General features: G+C 55.0%; 21 protein-coding genes and 1 pseudogene. 15 read left to right on the top strand and 7 right to left on the bottom strand.

Going from position 1 to position 23,230, the window contains the following annotated elements; all coding sequences use genetic code 11:
- Nucleotides 1-74: 74 nt before the first annotated feature.
- Entirely contained in the window at nucleotides 75-1,169 is a 1,095-nt protein-coding gene (apbC, locus tag AAEZ03_RS14000) for an iron-sulfur cluster carrier protein ApbC (protein WP_123751906.1), read from the bottom strand.
- A gap of 182 nt (nucleotides 1,170-1,351) precedes the next feature.
- On the opposite strand from apbC, the gene metG reads away from it, so the two are divergent.
- The 4 genes from metG to AAEZ03_RS13980 all read left to right on the top strand — a co-directional run bounded on the left by metG (nucleotide 1,352) and on the right by AAEZ03_RS13980 (nucleotide 5,569).
- Entirely contained in the window at nucleotides 1,352-3,403 is a 2,052-nt protein-coding gene (gene metG / locus AAEZ03_RS13995) for a methionine--tRNA ligase (protein WP_350579411.1), read from the top strand.
- Nucleotides 3,404-3,479: 76 nt separating this feature from the next.
- Nucleotides 3,480-4,571, top strand: coding sequence for an electron transport complex subunit RsxB (rsxB, locus tag AAEZ03_RS13990; RefSeq protein WP_350579416.1), 1,092 nt, complete (start codon nucleotides 3,480-3,482; stop codon nucleotides 4,569-4,571).
- A gap of 67 nt (nucleotides 4,572-4,638) precedes the next feature.
- A complete protein-coding gene (gene nth, locus AAEZ03_RS13985) occupies nucleotides 4,639-5,277 on the top strand; it encodes an endonuclease III (protein WP_153327201.1) in 639 nt (212 codons plus the stop codon).
- 106 nt (nucleotides 5,278-5,383) lie between these two features.
- Nucleotides 5,384-5,569 (top strand): PA3496 family putative envelope integrity protein, encoded by a 186-nt coding sequence (locus AAEZ03_RS13980; RefSeq protein ID WP_048369427.1) that lies wholly within the window; start codon nucleotides 5,384-5,386, stop codon nucleotides 5,567-5,569.
- A gap of 88 nt (nucleotides 5,570-5,657) precedes the next feature.
- Here the strand turns inward: AAEZ03_RS13980 and AAEZ03_RS13975 are convergent, their stop codons facing one another.
- Nucleotides 5,658-6,284, bottom strand: a complete 627-nt coding sequence (locus AAEZ03_RS13975; protein ID WP_123751901.1) for a response regulator transcription factor — start codon at nucleotides 6,282-6,284, stop codon at nucleotides 5,658-5,660.
- Between the two features lie 1,154 nt (nucleotides 6,285-7,438).
- On the opposite strand from AAEZ03_RS13975, the gene AAEZ03_RS13970 reads away from it, so the two are divergent.
- On the top strand, nucleotides 7,439-8,209 hold the full coding sequence (locus tag AAEZ03_RS13970) for a hypothetical protein (protein WP_350579408.1): 771 nt from the start codon (nucleotides 7,439-7,441) through the stop codon (nucleotides 8,207-8,209).
- A gap of 84 nt (nucleotides 8,210-8,293) precedes the next feature.
- On the opposite strand, the gene AAEZ03_RS13965 is transcribed toward AAEZ03_RS13970, so the two are convergent.
- Nucleotides 8,294-9,511, bottom strand: coding sequence for an argininosuccinate synthase (locus tag AAEZ03_RS13965; RefSeq protein WP_048369425.1), 1,218 nt, complete (start codon nucleotides 9,509-9,511; stop codon nucleotides 8,294-8,296).
- Nucleotides 9,512-9,637: 126 nt separating this feature from the next.
- Nucleotides 9,638-10,543: a flagellar protein MotY gene (locus tag AAEZ03_RS13960; protein WP_350579405.1), complete on the bottom strand. Its 906-nt coding sequence runs from the start codon at nucleotides 10,541-10,543 to the stop codon at nucleotides 9,638-9,640.
- 158 nt (nucleotides 10,544-10,701) lie between these two features.
- Here AAEZ03_RS13960 and pyrC point away from each other — a divergent pair, with 158 nt between their 5' ends.
- Both pyrC and rnt read left to right on the top strand, forming a co-directional pair.
- Nucleotides 10,702-11,748, top strand: coding sequence for a dihydroorotase (gene pyrC / locus AAEZ03_RS13955; RefSeq protein WP_153327205.1), 1,047 nt, complete (start codon nucleotides 10,702-10,704; stop codon nucleotides 11,746-11,748).
- Nucleotides 11,745-12,419: a ribonuclease T gene (rnt, locus tag AAEZ03_RS13950; RefSeq protein WP_048386017.1), complete on the top strand. Its 675-nt coding sequence runs from the start codon at nucleotides 11,745-11,747 to the stop codon at nucleotides 12,417-12,419. The genes pyrC and rnt overlap by 4 nt, the downstream gene beginning before the upstream one ends.
- Nucleotides 12,420-12,495: 76 nt before the next feature.
- On the opposite strand, the pseudogene AAEZ03_RS13945 reads toward rnt, so the two are convergent.
- Nucleotides 12,496-13,098, bottom strand: a pseudogene (locus tag AAEZ03_RS13945) (peroxiredoxin).
- 222 nt (nucleotides 13,099-13,320) lie between these two features.
- Between AAEZ03_RS13945 and AAEZ03_RS13940 the strand changes: the two are divergent.
- Both AAEZ03_RS13940 and bfr read left to right on the top strand, forming a co-directional pair.
- A complete protein-coding gene (locus AAEZ03_RS13940; RefSeq protein ID WP_048369420.1) occupies nucleotides 13,321-13,539 on the top strand; it encodes a bacterioferritin-associated ferredoxin in 219 nt (72 codons plus the stop codon).
- 198 nt (nucleotides 13,540-13,737) lie between these two features.
- Nucleotides 13,738-14,208 (top strand): bacterioferritin, encoded by a 471-nt coding sequence (gene bfr, locus AAEZ03_RS13935; RefSeq protein ID WP_048369419.1) that lies wholly within the window; start codon nucleotides 13,738-13,740, stop codon nucleotides 14,206-14,208.
- A 95-nt stretch (nucleotides 14,209-14,303) separates the two neighbouring features.
- On the opposite strand, the gene grxD is transcribed toward bfr, so the two are convergent.
- The gene (gene grxD / locus AAEZ03_RS13930; RefSeq protein WP_123751896.1) at nucleotides 14,304-14,645 is read right to left on the bottom strand and encodes a Grx4 family monothiol glutaredoxin; all 342 of its coding nucleotides are present in this window, start codon (nucleotides 14,643-14,645) and stop codon (nucleotides 14,304-14,306) included.
- Between the two features lie 427 nt (nucleotides 14,646-15,072).
- On the opposite strand from grxD, the gene argF reads away from it, so the two are divergent.
- The gene (gene argF / locus AAEZ03_RS13925; protein ID WP_123751963.1) at nucleotides 15,073-15,993 is read left to right on the top strand and encodes an ornithine carbamoyltransferase; all 921 of its coding nucleotides are present in this window, start codon (nucleotides 15,073-15,075) and stop codon (nucleotides 15,991-15,993) included.
- Complete coding sequence (locus AAEZ03_RS13920; RefSeq protein WP_048386013.1) at nucleotides 15,990-17,099, top strand: ABC transporter ATP-binding protein; 1,110 nt, start codon at nucleotides 15,990-15,992, stop codon at nucleotides 17,097-17,099. Before argF ends, AAEZ03_RS13920 begins: the two co-directional genes overlap by 4 nt.
- Before the next feature lie 66 nt (nucleotides 17,100-17,165).
- Here the strand turns inward: AAEZ03_RS13920 and ybaK are convergent, their stop codons facing one another.
- Entirely contained in the window at nucleotides 17,166-17,636 is a 471-nt protein-coding gene (gene ybaK, locus AAEZ03_RS13915) for a Cys-tRNA(Pro) deacylase (RefSeq protein ID WP_278938318.1), read from the bottom strand.
- Between the two features lie 379 nt (nucleotides 17,637-18,015).
- On the opposite strand from ybaK, the gene AAEZ03_RS13910 reads away from it, so the two are divergent.
- The 4 genes from AAEZ03_RS13910 to glpD all read left to right on the top strand — a co-directional run bounded on the left by AAEZ03_RS13910 (nucleotide 18,016) and on the right by glpD (nucleotide 23,178).
- Nucleotides 18,016-18,867, top strand: coding sequence for an MIP/aquaporin family protein (locus AAEZ03_RS13910; protein ID WP_048369415.1), 852 nt, complete (start codon nucleotides 18,016-18,018; stop codon nucleotides 18,865-18,867).
- 88 nt (nucleotides 18,868-18,955) lie between these two features.
- Nucleotides 18,956-20,461, top strand: a complete 1,506-nt coding sequence (gene glpK, locus AAEZ03_RS13905; RefSeq protein ID WP_048386009.1) for a glycerol kinase GlpK — start codon at nucleotides 18,956-18,958, stop codon at nucleotides 20,459-20,461.
- A gap of 161 nt (nucleotides 20,462-20,622) precedes the next feature.
- Nucleotides 20,623-21,378: a DeoR/GlpR family transcriptional regulator gene (locus AAEZ03_RS13900; protein WP_048369413.1), complete on the top strand. Its 756-nt coding sequence runs from the start codon at nucleotides 20,623-20,625 to the stop codon at nucleotides 21,376-21,378.
- A gap of 261 nt (nucleotides 21,379-21,639) precedes the next feature.
- Complete coding sequence (gene glpD / locus AAEZ03_RS13895; RefSeq protein ID WP_123751466.1) at nucleotides 21,640-23,178, top strand: glycerol-3-phosphate dehydrogenase; 1,539 nt, start codon at nucleotides 21,640-21,642, stop codon at nucleotides 23,176-23,178.
- Nucleotides 23,179-23,230 lie beyond the last annotated feature (52 nt).

Genomic DNA, 23,230 nt, shown 5'->3' with positions numbered 1-23,230 from the left:
AGCTTGCCTCGCGATCTTTTGGTCTTTTAAAAAGATCGCGAGGCAAGCTCGCTCCTACAGGGGTTTACGGGGTATCAGTCGTCGCTGGTGGTAATGGTCGGCATGGCCTGGGTGGCGGCTTCGCTCAGAACAATCCGTGCACCGACGTGTCGGGCCAGTTCTTGGTAGATCAAGGCTATCGGGCTATTGGGGTCGGCAATCGCGGTCGGCTTGCCGTTATCAGCCTGCTCGCGGATTTCCATCGCCAGCGGCAATGAAGCCAGAACTTCCACGCCATATTGGGTCGCCAGTTTCTCGCCACCGCCTTCACCGAACAAATGCTCTGCGTGACCGCAGTTCGAGCAAATGTGCACAGCCATGTTCTCTACAACGCCCAGGACCGGAATGTTCACCTTACGGAACATTTCGACACCCTTGCGCGCGTCGAGCAAGGCCAGGTCTTGCGGCGTCGTCACAATCACAGAACCCGCCACCGGGACTTTCTGTGCCAAGGTCAACTGGATATCGCCCGTGCCGGGCGGCATGTCGATCACCAGGTAATCGAGGTCATTCCAGGCGGTTTGGGTCACCAACTGCAACAGGGCGCCCGACACCATGGGGCCGCGCCAGACCATCGGCGTGTTGTCGTCAGTCAGAAAAGCCATCGACATGACCTCAACGCCATGCGCCTCAATCGGCACAAACCATTTCTGATCACGGATTTTCGGGCGGGTACCCTCAGCGATACCGAACATCACGCCCTGGCTTGGGCCATAAATGTCGGCGTCCAGAATCCCCACCCGCGCACCTTCACGCGCCAGCGCCAGCGCCAGATTGGCAGCCGTGGTGGATTTACCGACGCCGCCTTTGCCTGAGGCAACGGCCACAATGTTTTTCACATTGGCCAGCCCCGGGATTTGCGCCTGCGCCTTATGCGGGGCAATCACGCAAGTAATCTCAACCTTGGCCGAGGACACGCCATCCAGATTGCTAATGGCCATTTGCAGCATTTGCGCCCAGCCATTCTTGAACAGGCCGGCGGCATAACCCAGTTCGAGCTGAACATTGACATGCTCGCCCTGGACTTCAATGTGACGTACACACCCGGCGCTGACCGGATCCTGGTTCAAATATGGGTCGGTGTATTGGCGAAGGACGGCCTCCACCGCTGCGCGATTGACTGCGCTCATGGGCAACTCCCGAAAAAGGCTGAGTGAAACAGGTCGCTATCGTACCTGTAATAAATCACCTGGCGCAGGCTTTTGAACCGCTCAAAAACACCAGAAAGCATCAGATAGCCGCCCACGGGGTGAAATATATTGCCCGGCGCTTTATAGTGGCCGACCACCGTCTCATCAAGTAGCCGAGCCCCATGTCCGAGCCACGCAAGATCCTCGTCACCAGCGCCCTGCCCTATGCCAATGGTTCAATCCACCTTGGCCATATGCTTGAGTACATCCAGACCGATATGTGGGTGCGCTATCAAAAGCAACGCGGCAACCAATGCACTTATGTCTGCGCAGACGACGCCCACGGCTCGGCCATCATGTTGCGTGCCGAGAAAGAAGGCATCACACCTGAGCAACTGATCGCCAACGTGCAGGCCGAACACTGCGCCGATTTCTCCGAATTCCTCGTGGAGTTCGATAACTATCACTCGACTCACGCCGAAGAAAACCGTGAGCTGTCGAGTGCGATTTACATCAAGCTGCGCGAAGCCGGCCATATCGCTACGCGCTCGATCACTCAGTATTTCGACCCGGAAAAGAAAATGTTCCTGGCCGACCGCTTCATCAAGGGCACCTGCCCTAAATGCGGCACTGATGATCAGTACGGCGACAACTGCGAAAAATGCGGCGCAACCTACGCCCCGACAGACCTGAAAAATCCGAAGTCGGCGATTTCCGGTGCCACGCCGGTGCTCAAGGATTCCCAGCACTTCTTCTTCAAGCTGCCCGACTTCGAAGCCATGCTCAAAAGCTGGACACGAAGCGGCGCGCTGCAAGATGCAGTCGCAAACAAAATCGCCGAATGGCTGGATAGCGGCCTGCAAGAGTGGGACATCTCCCGCGATGCGCCGTATTTCGGTTTCGAAATCCCGGGCGAGCCAGGCAAGTACTTCTACGTCTGGCTGGACGCGCCGATCGGCTACATGGCCAGCTTCAAGAACCTGTGCGAACGCCGCCCAGAGCTGGACTTCGACGCGTACTGGAACAAAGACTCCAGCGCCGAGCTTTACCACTTCATCGGCAAGGACATCGTGAACTTCCACGCCCTGTTCTGGCCAGCTATGCTCGAAGGCGCAGGCTATCGCAAGCCTACCGCGATCAACGTTCACGGCTACTTGACCGTTAACGGTCAAAAAATGTCCAAGTCCCGTGGCACGTTCATCAAGGCGCGCACCTACCTTGATCACCTGTCGCCGGAATACCTGCGCTACTACTACGCGGCCAAATTGGGCCGTGGCGTCGATGACCTGGACTTGAACCTCGAAGACTTCGTGCAAAAGGTCAACTCTGACCTGATCGGCAAAGTGGTCAACATTGCCAGCCGTTGCGCAGGCTTCATCCACAAAGGCAATGCCGGTGTGATGGTTGAAGGCAACGCAGCGCCTGAGCTGACCGAAGCCTTCTTGGCTGCAGCACCAAGCATTGCCGATGCTTACGAAGCCCGTGACTTCGCGCGCGCCATGCGTGAAATCATGGCGCTGGCCGACCGTGCCAACGCCTGGATCGCCGAAAAGGCGCCTTGGGCCATGGCCAAGCAGGAAGGCAAGCAAGACGAAGTCCAGGCCGTGTGCGCCTTGGGCGTCAACTTGTTCCGCCAGTTGATCATCTTCCTCAAGCCGGTGTTGCCGCAGTTGGCAGCCGATGCCGAAGCGTTCCTGAATGTGTCTCCTTTGACCTGGGACGACCACAGCACCTTGCTCGCCAACCATCAGCTAAATGCCTTCAAACCGCTGATGACGCGTATCGATCCGGCGCACGTGGAAGCCATGGTCAACGCGTCCAAAGAAGACCTGATCGCCAGCCAGACCGATACCGGTACTGCAGCGCCAAAAGGCAATGGCGAGCTGGCCAAAGAGCCTTTGGCAGCCGAAATCGAGTTTGACGCGTTTGCCGCTGTCGACCTGCGCGTCGCCTTGATCCTCAAGGCCGAGGCTGTCGAAGGGGCTGACAAGCTGCTGCGTCTGACCCTGGATATCGGCGACGAACAGCGCAACGTGTTCTCGGGCATCAAAAGCGCCTACCCGAACCCGGCTGAGCTGGAAGGTCGCCTGACCATGATGATTGCCAACCTGAAACCCCGCAAAATGCGTTTTGGGGTTTCTGAAGGCATGGTCATGGCGGCGGGCCCTGGCGGTGAAGAAATTTACCTGCTGAGCCCGGACAGCGGCGCCAAGCCTGGTCAACGCATCAAGTAACACGCCCTCCTCATCTGCCAGCGGCCTGCACGTCGCTGGCAGATGTTCGTTGTAGCCTCCCCTCCCGCCATGTCGGATAATCAGCGCCGTTCGTTTAACCGCCTCGCACTCATTACTCACTGCGCAGGATGACTGTCGCCCGGGCGCGGCTCGCTGTCGCTGGACTGATCACACCATGAGCCTGATTCAACGTATTGACGCCTTATTACCGCAAACCCAATGCGGAAAATGCGGGCATCCTGGCTGCAAACCCTACGCAGAAGGCATCAGCCAGGGCGAAGCCATTAACAAATGCCCCCCCGGCGGGACTGAAACCATCGCTGCGCTGGCCAACCTGTTGAGCATTCCCGTTATAGCACTCGACACCGAGCGCGGCGTGGCACCAGCCCAGGTGGCCTTTATTCGTGAAGCTGAATGCATTGGTTGCACCAAGTGCATTCAGGCCTGCCCGGTGGACGCCATATTGGGCGCCGCCAAGCTCATGCACACGGTGATTGTCGATGAATGCACCGGCTGTGACCTGTGCGTTGCGCCCTGCCCTGTCGACTGCATCGAAATGCGACCGCTACCCGCCAATGTGATCCCCATCGTCGGCGGGCTTGCACAGACGCAAGAGCAGCTCAATGCACGCACTGACAAGCGCAACCACGCCCGTAGCCGTTTCGAGCGACGTGACGAACGTCTACGACGAGATGAACAGCAACGTCAGGCAGAACGCCTGGCGCGGGCTCAACGAGCACCTGTGGCGCCTGCTGACACCCTGGCGCTTGAGCCATCGCAGACAGAGCCCTCCTTGCTCAGCGATGCAGCGCTTAAAAAAGCCAAGGTCACCCTGGCCATGGCTCGCGCCCAACTGCATAAATCGCTCAAAGCCTTTGGTCACCCGCCGACGGCCCCGCAGCAGGCACAACTGGTTGTCCTGCAAGCACAATTTGAGGCTGCCGAAAAAGGCCTGGCGCAACTGGAGGCCGCCCCGGTGATAGCGGTGCCTGCGCCCAGCAGCGGTACTGCAGATCTCAAGCGGGCAAAAATTCAGTTGGCCATGCACCGGGCAGCACTTAAAAAGGCGCAGACGCAGGCACACACCAGCGCTGAGCTCGCACTTTTGAATGACGCCGTGCTACGAGCAGAACAGACACTCAACGCTTTAGCCCCAACCAAAAGCTGATAGCTTGCCGTCACGAGATACGTTTCTCTTCGATTAACGGACTGCTCTCCAGGAAAAGTTTTTACCCATGAATGCCGCAAAGCGCCTTGAAATCTTCCGTCGGTTTCACGAAGACAATCCAGAGCCAAAAACTGAACTGGCCTACACATCGCCTTTCGAACTGCTGATAGCAGTCATTCTTTCGGCGCAGGCCACTGACGTCAGCGTGAACAAGGCCATGGCAAAATTGTTCCCGGTCGCCAATACCCCAGAAGCCATCTACGCTTTGGGGGTGGAAGGGTTGTCGCAATACATCAAGACCATTGGCCTGTACAACAGCAAGGCCAAAAACGTGATTGAAACGTGCCGCTTGCTCATCGAGCGACATGCCAGTGAGATACCCCAAACGCGGGAGGCGCTTGAAGCACTTCCAGGCGTAGGACGAAAAACAGCCAATGTGGTGCTCAACACCGCTTTCAGGCAACTGACCATGGCCGTAGATACCCATATTTTCAGGGTCAGTAACCGAACCGGAATAGCGCCAGGCAAAAATGTGGTCGAGGTTGAACAGCAATTGATCAAATTCGTGCCTAAGCCGTACCTGCTCGATGCCCATCACTGGCTCATCTTGCATGGTCGCTACGTTTGCCAGGCACGCAAGCCACGCTGCGGGAGTTGCCGCATTGAAGACTTGTGCGATTTCAAGGAAAAAACCTCCGACGATTGAGCGATAGAGGTTTTATGGGCGGATCGATTGAGAAAAACTTTTTTACCCGTAAAGCGTTTATCGCTATAAGGGGCGCCATTGAATGTCTTAGCCTGGAGTGAACTGAATGAGCACTGGCAAAGAACAACTGGAAGTAGAGGATTTTCCAACGACCGACCCGGACGACGCTGAATTGACAGAGCGCCCAGTCGAAGTCGCTAAAACCAACTTGGCTAAACGCCGCACGATAGACGCCTTGCTGGCTGAAAAAAGACTCCAGAAAGAGCTCGAAGACTATCCCTACGACTTGTAATCGTCAGCGCTTAACACCAAAAACCTCCTGCCCGGAGGCTTTTGGTGTTAAGGGGGTTGTGGAGCAAGCCGCTCCTCACCCCTGCCACTCACACCAAGCCATTTCGCTGTGCCAGCTCAATAAGATCAACCAGTGAGCGAGCATTGAGCTTGAGCAGTAGACGCGTTTTGTAGGTACTGACTGTTTTGTTGCTCAGAAACATGCCATCCGCTATTTCCTTATTACTCTTACCTCGCGCCAACTGCTGCAATACCATCATTTCTCGACCAGAGAGACGGTTCACCATATCGGCTTCACTGGCATTCCCCAAGCTTGAGCGCACTGAATGCAACGCTTGGTTAGGAAAATAACTGTAACCGGAAAGCACAGCCTTGATGGCACTTAAAAGCTCGGTTAAATCCTGCTGCTTGCATACATAACCTGCCGCACCGGCCTGCATGCAACGCATTGAAAAATGACCGGGAGCTTGTGAAGTCAGCACTAGCACCTTTATAGGAATCGCGGGTGTTGAAAGTCGCGCAATAACTTCAAGCCCGTCGAGTTTGGGAATACCAATATCCAGAATTACAATATCCGGCGCGTACTCACGCGCCATTTGCAAAGCATCCACTCCATTATCCGTCTCTGCGATAACTTCGTAGCCATGTCGTTCCATGAGCATACGCACAGCAAGACGAATTACAGGATGATCATCCACGATCAGCACTTTATTCATGGGTAATTCCAATTTTTTCGCTGTTCGAATTTTAGAGTCAGCACAATAGCCTAGTCACAACACCCTGGGCATAGTGCCCCCCCCCCAAGCACCAACAACCAAAGACATTTCCTACGCACAATAAAGATTTGCCCTACGAATAAATCACTCATAAAAATCGCACTCCCACCCTCCCCCTCATTTAAGCGACACGGGAGGAAATCATACAGGCCGATCTTTATATTAAGCGTTCAGTTCTAATGACTATCGGCAACATCCTTGATCACGCTTAAAAAATACGTTGGCTTACATCCTGAATACCAAAAATTGGCCTGACCCTAGCACTACCAAACCCTGGCGCTCACCCTCCTTTATTACCAACTCATTCAAACAGCAACCGAGCCGTTTTCCCTTCAAACGCAGCAGCTTCGCAGGTAAAAACCAAAAACAGCTGACACGATTTAAAACCGCCCGAATTCAAATACACCATGTTTAATCCTCTATTTAATTATTCATCCGCTGTATTTAACCGTACTCCAATAGAAAGACCGGCTCAACCCAACCAAACAAAAACATCCCCCTTAAGCACCCGCGCAATTTCTACCTTGAACTCATATAGATAAACAGTACCTCCCTCCTTCCTCTTTGAAAAAACCAATCCAGTTAAAATCTACTCTTTTTTTAGAAAAAAATATTACCATTTCAAACTTAAAGAAGAGGACTACAAGGCATTCGGAAAGCCCTTAAAATACGATCGAAAAACATACCCCTCAAGCCCTTTCAAACCGGCACCTCGATCCTGACTTAAAAGTAATCCAACGAAAAACTAAAATGTTACTTATTTCCTCCATACTACATCTCACATAAAAACTACCGACATCCCAGTTCTACTGGCGCAAATCACCTATTAACCCGGAGTTATCCTACAAAAAAGAAAACCAATTCCTCGACCAGAGGACGTCCTATAGAAATAATAAATACAAAAGACTTTTGATTTGCAGTTTCATAAAGCCACGACTAAATTTAGGAAAACCGCTGTCGCAAACCTCTGATTAAAATTCGCACCTACAGGCTATTACTGCGACAACTGTTAAAACCCGTTACAAAAGCGACATTAATACTTAACCACTTCTAATATCATCTACTCCAACCAGAATTTTTCCGCAGGCCATATCATGATAAAAAGCAAAATACGGGTAAACAACCCGCTCACTGTCATTGCTATTTTTTCAATGTTAACCGAAGCTTCCGCAGCGGTTTCATTGCCGTATATCGACAGGGAAAATCAAAAAATTTATGTTTGGTTCTTAATTGTTTTCCCTTCAATTCTGATCACATTGTTTTTTTTGACTCTTAATTTCAATAACAAAACCCTCTACACCCCCATGGACTATCCCAAGGAGAACACGCGCGCAACACCAGAACCGGCCGAGCCTGAGGGCCGTACCAGGCGCGCAAGAGCCACTGAAGTCCCCGGCTCACCTGCATGCCAGGCAGCGCCACTTCTGTCCAAGCCGGGGATAAAATTCATTTCCTACAGCCCTAAAAACTTTATCTTTCTGCCACAAGGGCACAGGGACTACGACTCAACATTAGAAAAGACCACACATAAAAAACTTGATTCAGTTCATGAGGAACAACAATTAACGCAGGATGAAGAAGGCCCAAGCAGTCTGTATCTGATCGATTTCAGCCACCCCTCTTTAAGATTGAACAACGACCATACCTTGGGAGACATCCTGCAAACTTACTACGAAATGGCACATCCAAAAAAAGAGTGCCTGCATAAGAACGATATTTTACTCCTGCTAACCAGTAGCTCATTGACGAGTCAATGGAATCACCAACAGCGACTTGAGCTAGACACAAAAATCTCTTCGCATTTAGGTGATGCCATGGTCATTACTTACAACACGCAAACCCGACAGCTCAATACATTAAGCTGACAAGATGAATAGCTCGCCTTTAATGATGATTCGCAAGCATAAAAAAACCCGACCAATGGCCGGGTTTTTTGATACCAGGTGCAATTAGAACAACTTGCGACCCCGGTTAGCAGCAATACGCATACGCAAGGCATTCAACTTGATGAAGCCAGCAGCGTCGGCCTGATTGTAAGCGCCGCCATCTTCTTCGAACGTTGCGATATTGGCATCAAACAGCGAATCGTCAGACTTGCGACCGGTAACAATCACATTGCCTTTGTACAATTTCAGACGTACCACGCCGTTAACGTTCACCTGAGAAGCGTCGATCATTTGTTGCAACATCAAACGCTCAGGGCTCCACCAGTAGCCGGTGTAGATCAGGCTGGCGTACTTGGGCATCAACTCGTCTTTCAGGTGAGCGACTTCGCGGTCCAGAGTGATCGACTCAATGGCGCGGTGCGCACGCAACATGATGGTGCCGCCCGGGGTTTCGTAGCAACCACGGGACTTCATGCCGACATAACGGTTCTCAACGATGTCGAGACGACCGATACCGTTTTCGCCACCGATGCGGTTCAGCGTGGCCAGAACGGTCGCAGGTGTCATTTCAACACCGTCCAGCGCAACGATATCGCCATTGCGGTAGGTCAGTTCCAGATAGGTCGGGGTATCCGGCGCGTTTTCTGGCGACTTGGTCCAACGCCACATGTCTTCTTCGTGCTCGGTCCAGGTGTCTTCCAGTACACCGCCCTCGTAAGAGATGTGCAGCAAGTTGGCATCCATCGAGTACGGGGATTTTTTCTTGCCGTGACGCTCGATCGGGATCGCGTGCTTTTCTGCGTAATCCATCAGTTTTTCACGCGACAGCAGATCCCACTCACGCCAAGGAGCAATCACTTTTACGCCCGGCTTCAGTGCGTATGCACCCAGCTCGAAACGAACCTGATCGTTACCTTTGCCGGTTGCGCCATGAGAAATAGCATCAGCACCGGTTTCGTTGGCGATTTCGATCAGACGCTTGGCGATCAGCGGACGCGCAATGGAGGTACCCAGCAGGTACTCGCCTTCGTAAACAGTGTTGGCGCGGAACATTGGGAACACGAAATCGCGGACAAACTCTTCGCGCAGGTCGTCGATGTAGATTTCCTTGACGCCCATGGCTTGCGCCTTGGCACGTGCAGGCTCAACCTCTTCGCCCTGACCCAGGTCAGCGGTAAAGGTTACGACTTCACAGTTATAAGTATCCTGCAGCCACTTCAGGATCACCGAAGTGTCCAGGCCGCCCGAATAAGCCAGAACGACCTTGTTTACGTCCGCCATGCCATCACTCCACGGGTTGTTCGAAAAGCCGAACAGTCTACCGCCCGCGGGGCTTAATTTACAGAGGGGCGACAGCTTAATACGACAAAGCGACAGTAACTTTCAGCAACACGACGCCAAAAAACCTCACGACAACGTCGCAGGATTGGTAATACCCACCGCTGGGGGCGGCTTGGGAGGCTCTGGCATGCGCTCTAGGCGCACACTGACACGGCGATTCTTCGCCCGATTAGCCACACTGGTATTGGGCACCAATGGGTATTGCTCGCCATGAAAACGCATCGTGATCTGCGATTCCTGCAGGCCGTTTTCCTGCAGGTAGTTCATGACCGCCAAAGCTCGACGCCGGGACAGCTCGCGATTGGTCAACCGATTACCGGAATTATCCGAATAACCGTCCAGCATGACGTGGTTAACCGTAGGGTCAGCCTTCATGTACTCCAGCATGATCTGCAGATCCGCGCGGCCCTTGGCATCCAGTTCATTGCCGCTCCCCGGAAAACCGATCTGGCTTTGCCGGACTTGATCGAAATTCTTGGCCAGGAGCTTGGTGGTACAGGCTTCATATTCGCCATAAGCCTGGCGAAATTTCACGGGCAGAAGGCGAACTTCCGACAAACCGCCCGTCGCCGAGTAATGCCTGATCAGCGGACTGCGTCCTTCCAGCAATCCTCGAAACAATCGACCGGCCTGCGCCTGCGAGCTATTAAACAGCACGTTGCCGCGCCCGATACGCACGGTGCCCAGATCAATATCACCGCGCCCTGGCTGCCATGGCGCCGCTGCCGCCAATAACGTTGCCGAACCTTCGCCCAATACCGAGTTGGAGGCATTGAGACGAAAGACAGCCTGCTCTCCGGCGCGGCGCGCAAACACCCCGGCGCCAAAATCAGTGATCGGCTGGATCAGGCGGCACTCAAATTTGTCACCTTCCACTTTCCACTCCACATTCTCCAGACGGGTCTGGAAAGTCAGGGCCATGGCAGGAACGCTGGCAAACAAGCTGAGCAGGATGAAATAACGCTGGCGCACTGAGGGCTCCGCAGATGGTTACTGGCAAAACACCGTTCACCGTTTTTACGACATACCTCGAATGTATCGGTTAACGCAGCTAAAACTTGATAGCGAGTGCCTGAGAGAGTGTTTTCCGGTAGCATTCGCATCAGTTTGACCCGCCTGGAATCCCCCCAATGTCTGACCGCCTGACCCTGCTGCGTCCCGACGACTGGCACATTCATCTTCGCGATGGTGCTGTGTTGCCTCACACTGTGGCGGATGTTGCGCGCACCTTTGGCCGCGCCATCATCATGCCTAACCTCGTACCTCCGGTGCGTAACGCAGCTGAAGCCGATGCCTATCGACAGCGCATTCTCGCTGCTCGCCCGGCTGGCAGCCGTTTCGAACCGCTGATGGTGCTCTACCTCACCGACCGAACACAGCCAGAAGACATTCGTACAGCCAAAGCCAGCGGCTATGTACACGCTGCCAAGCTGTATCCGGCTGGCGCAACAACCAACTCCGACTCGGGCGTGACCAGCATCGATGCGATCTTCCCGGTCCTGGAAACCATGGCCGAAGTGGGTATGCCTTTGCTGATCCACGGTGAAGTGACCCGCGCCGATATCGACGTGTTCGATCGCGAAAAGGTCTTCATCGAAGAGCATTTGCGTCGTGTTGTGGAGCGATTCCCGACGTTGAAAGTGGTGTTTGAACACATCACCACGTCGCATGCGGTCCAGTTCGTCAACGAGGCTTCGGCCAACGTAGGCGCAACCATTACCGCGCATCACCTGCTGTACAACCGCAACCACATGTTGGTTGGCGGTATTCGCCCGCACTTCTATTGCCTGCCGATCCTCAAGCGCAACACCCACCAGGAAGCCCTGCTGGATGCGGCCACCAGCGGCAGTGCGAAGTTCTTTCTGGGCACTGACTCGGCACCGCATGCCCAGCATGCCAAAGAAGCCGCCTGCGGTTGTGCCGGTTGCTATACCGCCTATGCTGCTATCGAGCTCTATGCCGAAGCGTTTGAACAGCGCAATGCGCTGGACAAGCTCGAAGCCTTTGCCAGCTTGAATGGCCCACGCTTCTACGGTCTGGCACCGAGCACCGAACACATCACCCTGGTTCGCGAAGAGTGGACCGCCCCGAGCAGCCTGCCTTTCGGCGAGCTGAACGTAATCCCGCTGCGCGCCGGTGAAAAACTGCGCTGGCGCCTGCTTGAGGAAAACGCGTGAGCGACGACCATTTTGATGACGAGCACGAGGGCGGTCATGGCGGCGGTTCGCGCCATCCGATGGCCGAGCGTTTTCGCGGCTATCTGCCAGTCGTAATCGATGTTGAAACCGGCGGTTTCAATAGCGCTACCGACGCGCTGCTGGAAATCGCGGCGGTCACCATCGGCATGGACGAAAAAGGCTTTGTGTTCCCGGAACACACCTATTTCCACCGTGTGGAGCCTTTTGAAGGCGCCAACATCGAAGCCGCAGCCCTAGAGTTCACCGGCATCAAGCTGGACCATCCGCTGCGTATGGCGGTCAGTGAAGAAACAGCGCTGACCGACATCTTCCGGGGTGTGCGCAAAGCGCTAAAGGCCAATGGTTGCAAACGCGCCATCCTGGTAGGTCATAACAGCAGCTTCGACCTGGGCTTTCTGAATGCGGCCGTGGCGCGTCTGGACATGAAACGTAACCCGTTTCACCCGTTCTCGAGCTTCGACACCGCAACCCTGGCTGGCCTGGCGTATGGCCAGACCGTTCTGGCCAAGGCCTGCCAGGCAGCTGACATCGATTTTGACGGGCGTGAGGCGCACTCGGCGCGTTACGACACCGAAAAAACCGCTGAGCTGTTCTGTGGCATCGTCAACAGCTGGAAGCAAATGGGCGGCTGGAAAGACTTCAACGACTGATCACGTCGTTCGGGCTAACCACCGCGCATAAAAAAACCGGACCCAAGGTCCGGTTTTTTTTATGCCGCCAAAAAGCTTACAGCTTGCCAGCATTCTCAGTCAGATAAGCCGCAACGCCTTCAGTCGAAGCGGTCATGCCTTTGTCGCCTTTCTTCCAGTTAGCCGGGCACACTTCGCCGTGCTCTTCGTGGAATTGCAGCGCATCAACCAGACGCAGCAGTTCGTCCATGTTGCGGCCCAGTGGCAGGTCGTTAACGATCTGGGAGCGAACAACGCCCTTGTTATCGATCAGGAATGCGCCGCGCAGTGCTACGCCGCCTTCAGTTTCAACGTCGTAGGCTTTGCAGATCGCGTGGTTGATGTCGGCAGCCATGGTGTATTTCACCTAGCCGATACCGCCATTGTTCACCGGGGTGTTGCGCCATGCGTTGTGAGTGAAATGGGAGTCGATAGAGACTGCAACCACTTCAACGTTACGCGCCTGGAACTCAGGAATACGGTGATCCAGAGCGATCAGTTCCGATGGGCAAACGAAGGTGAAGTCCAGTGGGTAGAAGAACACCAGGCCGTATTTGCCTTTGATAGCGGAGGACAGCGTGAAGCTATCAACGATTTCGCCATTGCCAAGTACGGCTGCGACGGTGAAGTCAGGGGCTTGTTTGCCTACGAGTACGCTCATTGGATATCTCCTGGGTGCGACGTGAAAAACGGGATCCAGCTGCAAAGCCCTTGAGAAACAACAGGCTTGCGACCCGATCACCGCGTAAAAAGAGCGGCATCATACACCGCTCGTCTGCACAACCTGAACAAACCCCCACCGCGCCCTAATCTACTTTGACAATCATTCTCGTTAACATTAAGATCCGTTTCATTGAATCCCAACCAGCGATGGTTCTTATTTATGTACGTTTGCCTCTGCACTGGCGTTACTGACGGAAAAATTCGCGATGCAATCTACGAAGGTTGCTGCAGCTACCGAGAAGTGCGCGAAGCCACCGGCGTCGCCAGCCAATGCGGCAAATGTGCTTGCCTGGCCAAGCAAGTGGTTCGCGAAACCCTGACCTCGCTTCAAGCCAGCCAGGCGGCCTTGGGTTTTCCAGCAGAATTTTCTGCAGCGTAATTATCAATTTTCTAATGAACCGGACTTAGCGTCCGGTTTTTTATGCCAAAAATTCAAGTACTTAGGGCCAAAACGCGGAACACAAACATTCTTATTCCGATTAATTTTCATTTATTATTCAAACACTTAGGTTTGACAGTCGTTAATACGCAGATCAAACTCTGCCTTATATACGGTTAACTAAGGCAGGCCCTCGCGATGAAAGGCGATATTTCAGTCATCCAGCACCTCAATAAAATCCTCGGTAACGAGCTGGTTGCGATCAACCAATACTTCTTGCATGCACGTATGTATCAAGATTGGGGCCTGGAAAAGTTAGGCAAACACGAATACAACGAATCCATCGACGAGATGAAGCACGCTGACAAACTGATCAAGCGCATCCTGTTCCTGGAAGGCCTGCCGAACGTTCAAGACCTGGGCAAACTGCACATTGGTGAACACACCAAGGAAATGCTTGAGTGCGACCTGCGCATTGAGCGTACCGGCCACGCTGACCTCAAAGCAGCCATCGCCCATTGCGAAGTTGTTGGCGACTTTGGTAGCCGTGAACTTCTGGAGGATATTCTGGAATCCGAAGAAGAACATATCGACTGGCTGGAAACTCAGTTGGGCCTGATCGATAAAATCGGTATTGAGAATTACCTGCAATCGCAGATGGGTGAGTAACTAACGCCCACAAAAAAGCCCCGCCCTGTTTATACAGAGGCGGGGCTTTTTTATGGGCTGCTACTTGATCACTCAAGTAGCAGCAACGTCAGCCATTAAGCTTCAGTTTTGGCCGCGGCCGCTTTTGCAGTCGCTTCTTTGATCAACGTCTGCAAAGAGCCGTCTGCAAACATTTCAGCCATGATGTCGCTACCGCCAACCAGCTCACCGCCTACCCACAGTTGCGGGAAGGTCGGCCAATTCGCGTATTTCGGCAGGTTGGCACGGATTTCAGGGTTCTGCAGGATGTCCACGTACGCGAACTTCTCACCGCAGCCCATGACGGCCTGGGCCGCTTTAGCCGAAAAGCCACACTGCGGGGCATTCGGAGCGCCTTTCATGTAAAGCAGAACGGTATTGTTGGCAATCTGATCTTTGATAGTTTCGATGATATCCATGGAGCACCTCGGCTGAACTTTCCGACTCAGTTGTCGGCACGGTGGCGCATTGTAACGGAAAGCCGAGCATGACGCTCGGTCTCCCAGACAGACAATCGTCGCAACTTCATCTCACATTCCGGCTTTGCACACGTGGGCAGTCATGCCCCACGTTCACTCAGAATTGCAAAACAACCTGAGGGCAGTGTACAACTGGGCAGCTGAGGTGAGGCGAATCACTTAACCGTGGTTTCAGCCGCGTGCTCATGCAACGCAAGACTCGCATAAACCTCAAAACGTGACCCATATTGGCAAGACGCGACATTTCCTTATAAGATCGCGCCTTCCCCTATTTCGTCGCCCCGTGCGGCTTTCGCCGCAGGTCTCGCCGTTTTTCCGAAAAACCCGGCTTTGAGTTCTGCGGTCGTTGCAAAGAAGGTAGTTAATGATGAGCGCAAGGCACTTTCTCTCCCTGATGGATTGCACGCCCGAAGAGCTAGTCAGCGTCATCCGTCGCGGTATCGAGCTAAAAGACCTGCGTGATCGCGGCGTTCTCTTTGAACCTTTGAAAAACCGCGTCCTGGGCATGATTTTCGAAAAGTCATCGACCCGCACCCGTCTGTCATTTGAAGCCGGCATGATCCAGCTGGGCGGCCAAGCTATTTTCCTGTCCCCTCGCGACACTCAATTGGGCCGCGGTGAGCCGATTGGCGACTGCGCAATTGTAATGTCGCGCATGCTCGACGCCGTGATGATCCGTACTTTTGGCCACAACACCCTGACCGAATTCGCCGCCAATTCGCGCGTCCCGGTGATCAACGGCCTGTCCGATGACCTGCACCCGTGCCAGTTGCTGGCCGACATGCAAACCTTCCTCGAACACCGTGGCTCGATCAAAGGCAAAACCGTGGCCTGGATCGGTGACGGCAACAATATGTGCAACAGCTATATAGAAGCGGCCATCCAGTTCGACTTCCACCTGCGCGTTGCCTGCCCTGAAGGCTACGAGCCGAACCCTGAGTTCGTGGCGCTGGCCGGCGATCGCGTGAGCATCGTGCGTGACCCGCGTGAAGCGGTGCGCGGTGCACACCTGGTCAGCACGGACGTCTGGACCTCCATGGGCCAGGAAGAAGAAACCGCCAAACGCCTGAAGCTGTTTGCGCCATACCAGGTTGACCGCGCCCTGCTTGACCTGGCCGCCGAAGACGTCCTGTTCATGCACTGCTTGCCCGCTCACCGTGGTGAAGAAATCAGCCTCGACCTGCTGGACGACCCGCGCTCTGTAGCCTGGGACCAAGCGGAAAACCGTCTGCACGCGCAAAAAGCGTTGCTGGAGTTTCTGGTCAAACCTGCGTACCAACCCGCATGAGTCAGCCGCTATTGCTCAACCTGCGCGATCTGGCCTGTGGCTATCAAGGCCAGAGCGTGGTGCAGAACCTTAACCTGCACCTCAATGCCGGTGATATTGGCTGCCTGCTCGGCTCCTCGGGTTGCGGCAAAACCACAACGCTGCGGGCAATTGCCGGTTTTGAGCCGGTGCACCAGGGTGAAATCCAGCTCGCAGGTGAAGTTATCTCCAGTGCCGGTTTTACTTTGGCCCCAGAGAAACGTCGCATCGGCATGGTGTTTCAGGACTACGCCCTGTTCCCACACTTGAGCGTGGCCGACAATATTGCGTTTGGCATTCGCAAGCACCCGAACAAAGACCGCGTGATCGAGGAACTGCTGGAACTGGTCAATCTAAAAGACCTGGGCAAGCGTTTCCCGCACGAGCTTTCGGGTGGCCAACAGCAACGCGTTGCGCTCGCCCGGGCTTTGGCTCCTGAGCCCCAACTGCTGTTGCTGGACGAGCCCTTCTCGAACCTTGACGGTGAATTGCGCCGCAAGCTGAGCCATGAAGTGCGCGACATTCTTAAAGCGCGTGGCACCAGTGCCATTCTGGTGACCCACGATCAGGAAGAAGCCTTCGCCGTCAGTGATCATGTAGGAGTGTTTAAAGAGGGTCGCCTGGAGCAGTGGGATACGCCCTACAACCTCTACCACGAGCCGCTGACGCCATATGTAGCGAGCTTTATAGGCCAGGGCTATTTCATTCGTGGGCAATTGCTCAGCCCTGAGTCGGTACAAACCGAGCTGGGCGTATTGCGCGGCAACCGGGCTTATAGCTGGCCAACTGGCGGGGCTGTTGATGTCCTGCTGCGCCCGGATGACATCGTCTACGCCCCTGATAGCGCGCTTAAAGCCAAAATCATCGGTAAGACCTTCCTTGGCGCATCGACCCTGTACCGCTTGCAATTACCCACGGGCAGCCAACTGGAGTCGATTTTCCCAAGCCATGCCGATCACGCACCCGGCACGGAAGTCGGCATCCGGGTGGCGGCAGAACACCTGGTGATGTTTCAGGGCAGCGGCAGCACAGCGGCTCAGATTCCTCACTCGGAATCCGGCGTAAGGCGTTTTAGCACCGCTCAGTGATACGAATGGTTTGTCTCGTGATCTTTTGATCGTTAAAAGATCGCGAGACGAGGTTACTCATACCGTTTACGCCCGCCCGATCGGTGCAAACTTGGCCTGCGTATGCTCAGCCAGCACGGCCGGAGCCAGTTCCACTTCCAGCCCGCGCCGTCCGGCGCTGACATAAATCGTCTCGAACACCTTGGCGCTTTCATCAATAAACGTTCGCAGACGCTTCTTTTGCCCCAGCGGGCTGATCCCGCCCAACAGGTAACCCGTGGCACGTTGAGCGGCCGCAGGGTCAGCCATTTCGACTTTTTTGACCCCGGCCGCCTGCGCCAGCGCTTTAAGGTCAAGACTTCCGACGACCGGTACAACCGCAACCAATAACTCACTCTTTTCACTGCTGGCCAACAGCGTCTTGAACACTTGAGCCGGTTCGAGATTGAGCTTTTCTGCCGCCTCCAGCCCGTAGGACGCGGCCTTGGGGTCATGCTCGTAGCTGTGTACTCGATGTTCGGCGCGAACTTTTTTTAGCAGGTCCAATGCAGGCGTCATGACAGCCCCTGTGGTCAATTGACTAAAGAATCCAGGGCCGGATTTTAGGCCATTAGCCAATAAAAAACGCGCTGGAACGGGCTTCCCGGCACTATTTAGCGCTGAAACGTTACACCCTTACCTGCCAATTTGTATTTTTTTCTTACATAAAACCAGCACCCAAAACTCATGTGAAAGTCAAAATGTGGCGCATCGTTCACTTTCGACCTTTGACAGCAGTGTTTGTTGTCTATATTTTTCGAATCTGAACATACCGCCTAATACTTATGTTCTGTTACCGACCCATGAATTTCCAAAAAAACGGCATCTGTTTTTTCTGTATTGCTGCACTGCCACCCCTGACTAACGACGTCAAAAAACAACAAAAAAGAGGTTTCAAATGACGACTGCAACGCAGCACCCCAAGCTTTCAGGTCAGTGCCTCGCCGAATTTCTCGGCACTGCACTGCTCATATTTTTCGGTACAGGATGCGTTGCGGCTCTCAAGGTCGCGGGCGCCAGCTTTGGCTTATGGGAAATCAGCATCATCTGGGGCATTGGCGTCAGCATGGCGATTTACCTGACAGCCGGGGTTTCCGGTGCACATCTGAATCCGGCGGTCAGCATTGCGCTGTGCCTGTTTACCGATTTTGATAAACGTAAACTGCCGTTCTACATCCTTGCTCAAGTGGCCGGTGCCTTTTGTGCGGCGGCGTTGGTTTATACGCTCTACAGCAATTTGTTCTTCGATTACGAACAAGCGCACAACATGGTTCGCGGCAGCCAGGCCAGCCTCGAATTAGCCTCGGTCTTCTCGACTTACCCGCACCCGGCGCTCTCCACGTTGCAAGCCTTCCTCGTTGAAGTGGTGATCACCGCCATCCTCATGGGCGTAATCATGGCCCTCACCGACGACAAGAATGGCCTGCCACGCGGTCCGCTGGCGCCACTGCTGATTGGTCTGTTGATTGCCGTGATCGGCAGTTCGATGGGCCCGCTGACCGGTTTTGCGATGAACCCGGCGCGTGACTTCGGACCTAAACTGATGACTTTCTTTGCTGGTTGGGGCGAAATTTCCTTCACGGGTGGCCGCGATATTCCTTATTTCCTGATTCCAATTTTTGCACCCATCGTCGGTGCCTGCCTCGGCGCGGCCATTTATCGCGGGCTGATTGCCCGTCACTTGCCCCAGCCAGAGTCCGCACCTGCGCACGCTCCAGCGGTCGCCGAGGTTAAAACCCAGGCGTCCTGATATCGACTTATGAAACGGGGCGCATGAGACTACTGCCCGTAACCTGCTCGCGCCCGGAAACCATTACTTCATTCTGCAAGGCAACCCCATGACCGACATTCAGAATAAGAACTACATCATTGCGCTGGACCAAGGCACTACCAGTTCGCGAGCGATCATTTTTGATCGTGACGCCAACGTGGTCTGCACCGCGCAACGCGAGTTTCAACAGCATTACCCGCAAGCCGGCTGGGTTGAACATGATCCGATGGAAATCTTCGCTACCCAGAGCGCGGTCATGGTCGAAGCGCTGGCCCAGGCCGGTTTGCACCACGACCAGGTAGCGGCAATCGGTATCACCAACCAGCGTGAAACCACGGTGGTGTGGGACAAGATCAGCGGTCGCCCGATCTACAACGCCATCGTCTGGCAATGCCGTCGCAGCACCGAAATCTGCGAACAGCTCAAGCGCGGCGGTCATGAACAGTACATCCGCGAAACCACCGGTCTGGTCACCGACCCGTACTTCTCCGGCACCAAGCTCAAGTGGATCCTCGACAACGTCGAAGGCAGCCGCGAGCGCGCGCGCAAGGGCGAATTGCTGTTCGGCACCGTCGACAGCTGGCTGATCTGGAAATTTACCGGCGGCAAGACCCACGTCACCGATTACACCAACGCCTCGCGCACCATGCTCTTCAACATCCACACCCTGGAGTGGGACGCCAAGATGCTGGATGTGCTGGATATCCCGCGCGAAATGCTGCCAGAGGTTAAATCCTCTTCCGAAATCTATGGCCGCACCAAAAGCGGCATCGCCATCGGCGGGATTGCCGGTGACCAGCAAGCCGCGTTGTTTGGCCAGATGTGCGTCGAGCCAGGTCAGGCCAAAAACACCTATGGCACCGGCTGCTTCCTGCTGATGAACACCGGCACCAACGCGGTTCAGTCGACCCACGGCATGCTTACCACCATCGCTTGCGGCCCGCGCGGTGAAGTGGCTTATGCGCTGGAAGGTGCGGTCTTCAACGGCGGCTCGACAGTGCAATGGCTACGCGACGAGCTGAAAATCATCAACGATGCACACGACACCGAATACTTTGCCAACAAGGTCAAAGACAGCAATGGCGTGTATCTGGTGCCTGCGTTTACCGGTCTGGGCGCGCCTTACTGGGACCCGTATGCCCGTGGCGCACTGTTCGGCCTGACCCGTGGCGTACGGGTAGACCACATTATTCGTGCAGCCCTTGAGTCGATTGCCTACCAGACCCGCGACGTACTGGACGCCATGCAGCAGGACTCGGGCGAACGCCTTAAAGCCTTGCGCGTTGACGGTGGCGCGGTAGCCAACAACTTCCTGATGCAGTTCCAGGCAGACATCCTCGGCACCATGGTCGAACGCCCACAAATGCGCGAAACCACAGCCTTGGGCGCCGCCTACCTGGCCGGTCTGGCCTGCGGTTTCTGGGGCAGCCTGGATGAATTGCGCAGCAAAGCGGTGATCGAGCGCGAATTCGAACCTCAGCTTGAAGAAGCGAGCAAAGAGAAGCTCTACGCCGGTTGGAAAAAGGCCGTAGAGCGTACGCGCGACTGGGAACCCCACGAAGAAAGCAACTAAGCCAGCACGTAAGCCAGCACGGCTCAATTGCCGGTAAAACACCCAACGGGCGCCCTTCGCGCCCGTTGTCATATCTGTATTCATGGCACCTGTGTATAGCAGGTCGGGGCCTACCTGCGGCATCATGAGCGACTTTTGCTTCGCCGCCCAAAGGAAACTCCATGAATCTGCCTCCACGCCAACAGCAGATCCTCGAACTCGTTCGCGAGCGCGGCTATGTCAGCATCGAGGAAATGGCCCAGTTGTTCGTTGTTACACCGCAGACCATCCGCCGCGACATTAACCAGTTGGCCGAGGCCGATTTGCTGCGTCGTTATCACGGTGGCGCGGCCTATGATTCCAGCGTTGAAAACACGGCCTACGCCATGCGCGCCGACCAGATGCGCGATGAAAAACGCCGTATCGGTGAAGCTATCGCCGCCCAGATTCCTGACCACGCCTCGATTTTCATCAACATCGGCACCACCACCGAGTCGATTGCCCGGGCGCTGCTCAACCATAACCACCTGAAAATCATCACCAACAACCTGCACGTTGCCTCAATCCTCAGCGCCAAAGACGACTTTGAAGTGCTGATAGCCGGCGGCAACGTACGCCGAGACGGCGGCATCGTGGGCCAGGCCAGCGTCGACTTTATTAATCAGTTCAAATTCGATTTCGCCCTGATCGGCATCAGCGGTATCGATTCGGATGGCAGCTTGCTGGATTTCGACTACCAGGAAGTGCGCGTTTCTCAGGCCATTATCTCCAACGCCCGACAAGTGATTCTGGCGGCGGACTCCAGTAAATTCGGCCGTAACGCCATGGTACGACTGGGCCCGATCAGCTTGATTGACTGCCTGGTGACCGACCAGCACCCGGTGCCTGAACTGACCCAATTGCTGGCACAGAACAAAATCCGCCTCGAAGTGGTTTAAGCCATATGTGTGGGAGCGGGCTTGCTCGCGATGGCATCTACACCGTGATTCAGGGCGACCGTGTCGCCTGAATCGCGAGCAAGCCCGCTCCCACAAAACGCCCTCCCCAACCTAAATGTTCGAAAATCTTCCTTTCAACGCTCTTCGATGAGTTTTTTCAATCGAAGTAAGCTGGCTGTGCGCGTCTTTATCCGCTAACATTTTCGGAAATGAACATTAATGTTCGAATTCAAATATGCGTGAACAACGCGAGGCCCCGACATGCCCTTGACCACCTTGCCTGCCACCCCCCTCTCAGAGGTATACGACGTTGCCGTGATTGGCGGCGGGATCAATGGTGTCGGCATTGCGGCTGACGCTGCAGGTCGCGGCCTGTCGGTGTTTCTGTGCGAAAAAGACGACTTGGCCAGCCATACCTCGTCTGCCAGCAGCAAGCTGATTCACGGCGGCCTGCGCTACCTTGAACATTACGAGTTCCGCCTGGTGCGCGAAGCCCTGGCCGAGCGTGAAGTGTTGCTGGCCAAAGCCCCGCACATCGTCAAACCCATGCGCTTTGTATTACCGCATCGCCCGCACCTGCGTCCGGCGTGGATGATTCGTGCGGGCTTGTTTCTATACGACAACTTGGGCAAACGCGAAAAACTCGCCGGTTCTGTCAGCCTTAAATTCGGCGCCGACAGCCCGCTCAAGCCTGAAATCACTAAAGGCTTCGAATACTCCGATTGCTGGGTCGATGACGCTCGCCTTGTCGTACTCAATGCCATGTCTGCGCGCGAAAACGGCGCTCACATCCACACCCAGACTCGCTGCGTCGGCGCGCAACGTAGTAAAGGCCTGTGGGAATTGAACTTTGAGCGCGCTGACGGCAGCCTGTTTTCGATTCGCGCCAAAGCCTTGGTAAACGCTGCCGGCCCTTGGGTGGCCAAGTTTATTAAAGAGGATCTAAAGCTGGACTCGCCGTACGGCATCCGCCTGATTCAAGGCAGCCACCTGATCGTGCCCAAACTGTATGACGCACCTAACGCGTTTATTTTGCAGAACGAAGACCAGCGGATCGTGTTCACCATTCCGTACCTGGACCAGTTCACCATCATTGGCACCACAGACCGCGAATACACGGGCGACCCGGCCAAGGTCAGCATCACCGAGGCAGAAACCGATTACCTGTTGAACGTGGTCAACTCGCACTTCAAGCAGCAACTGAGCCGTGACGACATTCTGCGCACCTACTCGGGCGTACGCCCACTGTGCAATGACGAGTCGGACAACCCGTCAGCGGTAACCCGCGATTACACCTTGTCCCTGTCAGGCGCTTCGGGCGAAGCCCCGCTGCTGTCCGTGTTCGGTGGCAAGTTGACCACCTACCGCAAACTGGCCGAGTCGGCCATGGCGCAACTGACACCGTTCTTCACCCAGATCAAACCGAGCTGGACGGCCGCAGCGACCTTGCCGGGCGGCGAAGACATGACCACGCCTCAAGCCCTGAGCGCGGCCTTGATCAGCAAACACAACTGGTTGGACGCTGCTATTGCCAAACGCTGGGCAATTACCTATGGCAGCCGCTCCTGGCAGTTGCTGGACGGCGTGCAAAGCTTGAGCGAGATGGGTGAGCACATCGGCAGCGGCCTCTATAGCCGCGAGGTGGACTACCTGTGCCGCCAGGAATGGGCACTGGATGCGCAGGACATCCTGTGGCGCCGGACCAAATTGGGCCTGTTCACCACAGCCGCCGAGCAAGAGCGCCTTGCGCACTACATGGCCAGCCTGAACCTCAAGCAGCGCAAGGTTGAAGCGGCTTAACCCCTTCACGTATGAGTACGCCATTGCAGGTGTAAACCCCGCGATCTTTTAA

The sequence above is a fragment of the Pseudomonas sp. HY2-MNA-CIBAN-0224 genome, from assembly GCF_040310285.1.
Classification (GTDB): domain Bacteria; phylum Pseudomonadota; class Gammaproteobacteria; order Pseudomonadales; family Pseudomonadaceae; genus Aquipseudomonas; species Aquipseudomonas helleri.
The sequence above is the reverse complement of the archived record's forward strand: the minus strand, read 5'-3'. Positions and strand labels throughout refer to the sequence as shown.

Excerpts from the sequence above, each read along its gene's own strand:
- apbC (WP_123751906.1), bottom strand. The coding sequence starts at position 1,169 with ATGAGCGCAGTCAATCGCGCAGCGGTGGAGGCCGTCCTTCGCCAATAC.
- metG (WP_350579411.1), top strand. The coding sequence starts at position 1,352 with ATGTCCGAGCCACGCAAGATCCTCGTCACCAGCGCCCTGCCCTATGCC.
- nth (WP_153327201.1), top strand. The coding sequence starts at position 4,639 with ATGAATGCCGCAAAGCGCCTTGAAATCTTCCGTCGGTTTCACGAAGAC.
- AAEZ03_RS13980 (WP_048369427.1), top strand. The coding sequence starts at position 5,384 with ATGAGCACTGGCAAAGAACAACTGGAAGTAGAGGATTTTCCAACGACC.
- AAEZ03_RS13975 (WP_123751901.1), bottom strand. The coding sequence starts at position 6,284 with ATGAATAAAGTGCTGATCGTGGATGATCATCCTGTAATTCGTCTTGCT.
- AAEZ03_RS13970 (WP_350579408.1), top strand. The coding sequence starts at position 7,439 with ATGATAAAAAGCAAAATACGGGTAAACAACCCGCTCACTGTCATTGCT.
- AAEZ03_RS13965 (WP_048369425.1), bottom strand. The coding sequence starts at position 9,511 with ATGGCGGACGTAAACAAGGTCGTTCTGGCTTATTCGGGCGGCCTGGAC.
- pyrC (WP_153327205.1), top strand. The coding sequence starts at position 10,702 with ATGTCTGACCGCCTGACCCTGCTGCGTCCCGACGACTGGCACATTCAT.
- AAEZ03_RS13940 (WP_048369420.1), top strand. The coding sequence starts at position 13,321 with ATGTACGTTTGCCTCTGCACTGGCGTTACTGACGGAAAAATTCGCGAT.
- bfr (WP_048369419.1), top strand. The coding sequence starts at position 13,738 with ATGAAAGGCGATATTTCAGTCATCCAGCACCTCAATAAAATCCTCGGT.
- grxD (WP_123751896.1), bottom strand. The coding sequence starts at position 14,645 with ATGGATATCATCGAAACTATCAAAGATCAGATTGCCAACAATACCGTT.
- argF (WP_123751963.1), top strand. The coding sequence starts at position 15,073 with ATGAGCGCAAGGCACTTTCTCTCCCTGATGGATTGCACGCCCGAAGAG.
- AAEZ03_RS13920 (WP_048386013.1), top strand. The coding sequence starts at position 15,990 with ATGAGTCAGCCGCTATTGCTCAACCTGCGCGATCTGGCCTGTGGCTAT.
- ybaK (WP_278938318.1), bottom strand. The coding sequence starts at position 17,636 with ATGACGCCTGCATTGGACCTGCTAAAAAAAGTTCGCGCCGAACATCGA.
- AAEZ03_RS13910 (WP_048369415.1), top strand. The coding sequence starts at position 18,016 with ATGACGACTGCAACGCAGCACCCCAAGCTTTCAGGTCAGTGCCTCGCC.
- glpK (WP_048386009.1), top strand. The coding sequence starts at position 18,956 with ATGACCGACATTCAGAATAAGAACTACATCATTGCGCTGGACCAAGGC.
- AAEZ03_RS13900 (WP_048369413.1), top strand. The coding sequence starts at position 20,623 with ATGAATCTGCCTCCACGCCAACAGCAGATCCTCGAACTCGTTCGCGAG.
- glpD (WP_123751466.1), top strand. The coding sequence starts at position 21,640 with ATGCCCTTGACCACCTTGCCTGCCACCCCCCTCTCAGAGGTATACGAC.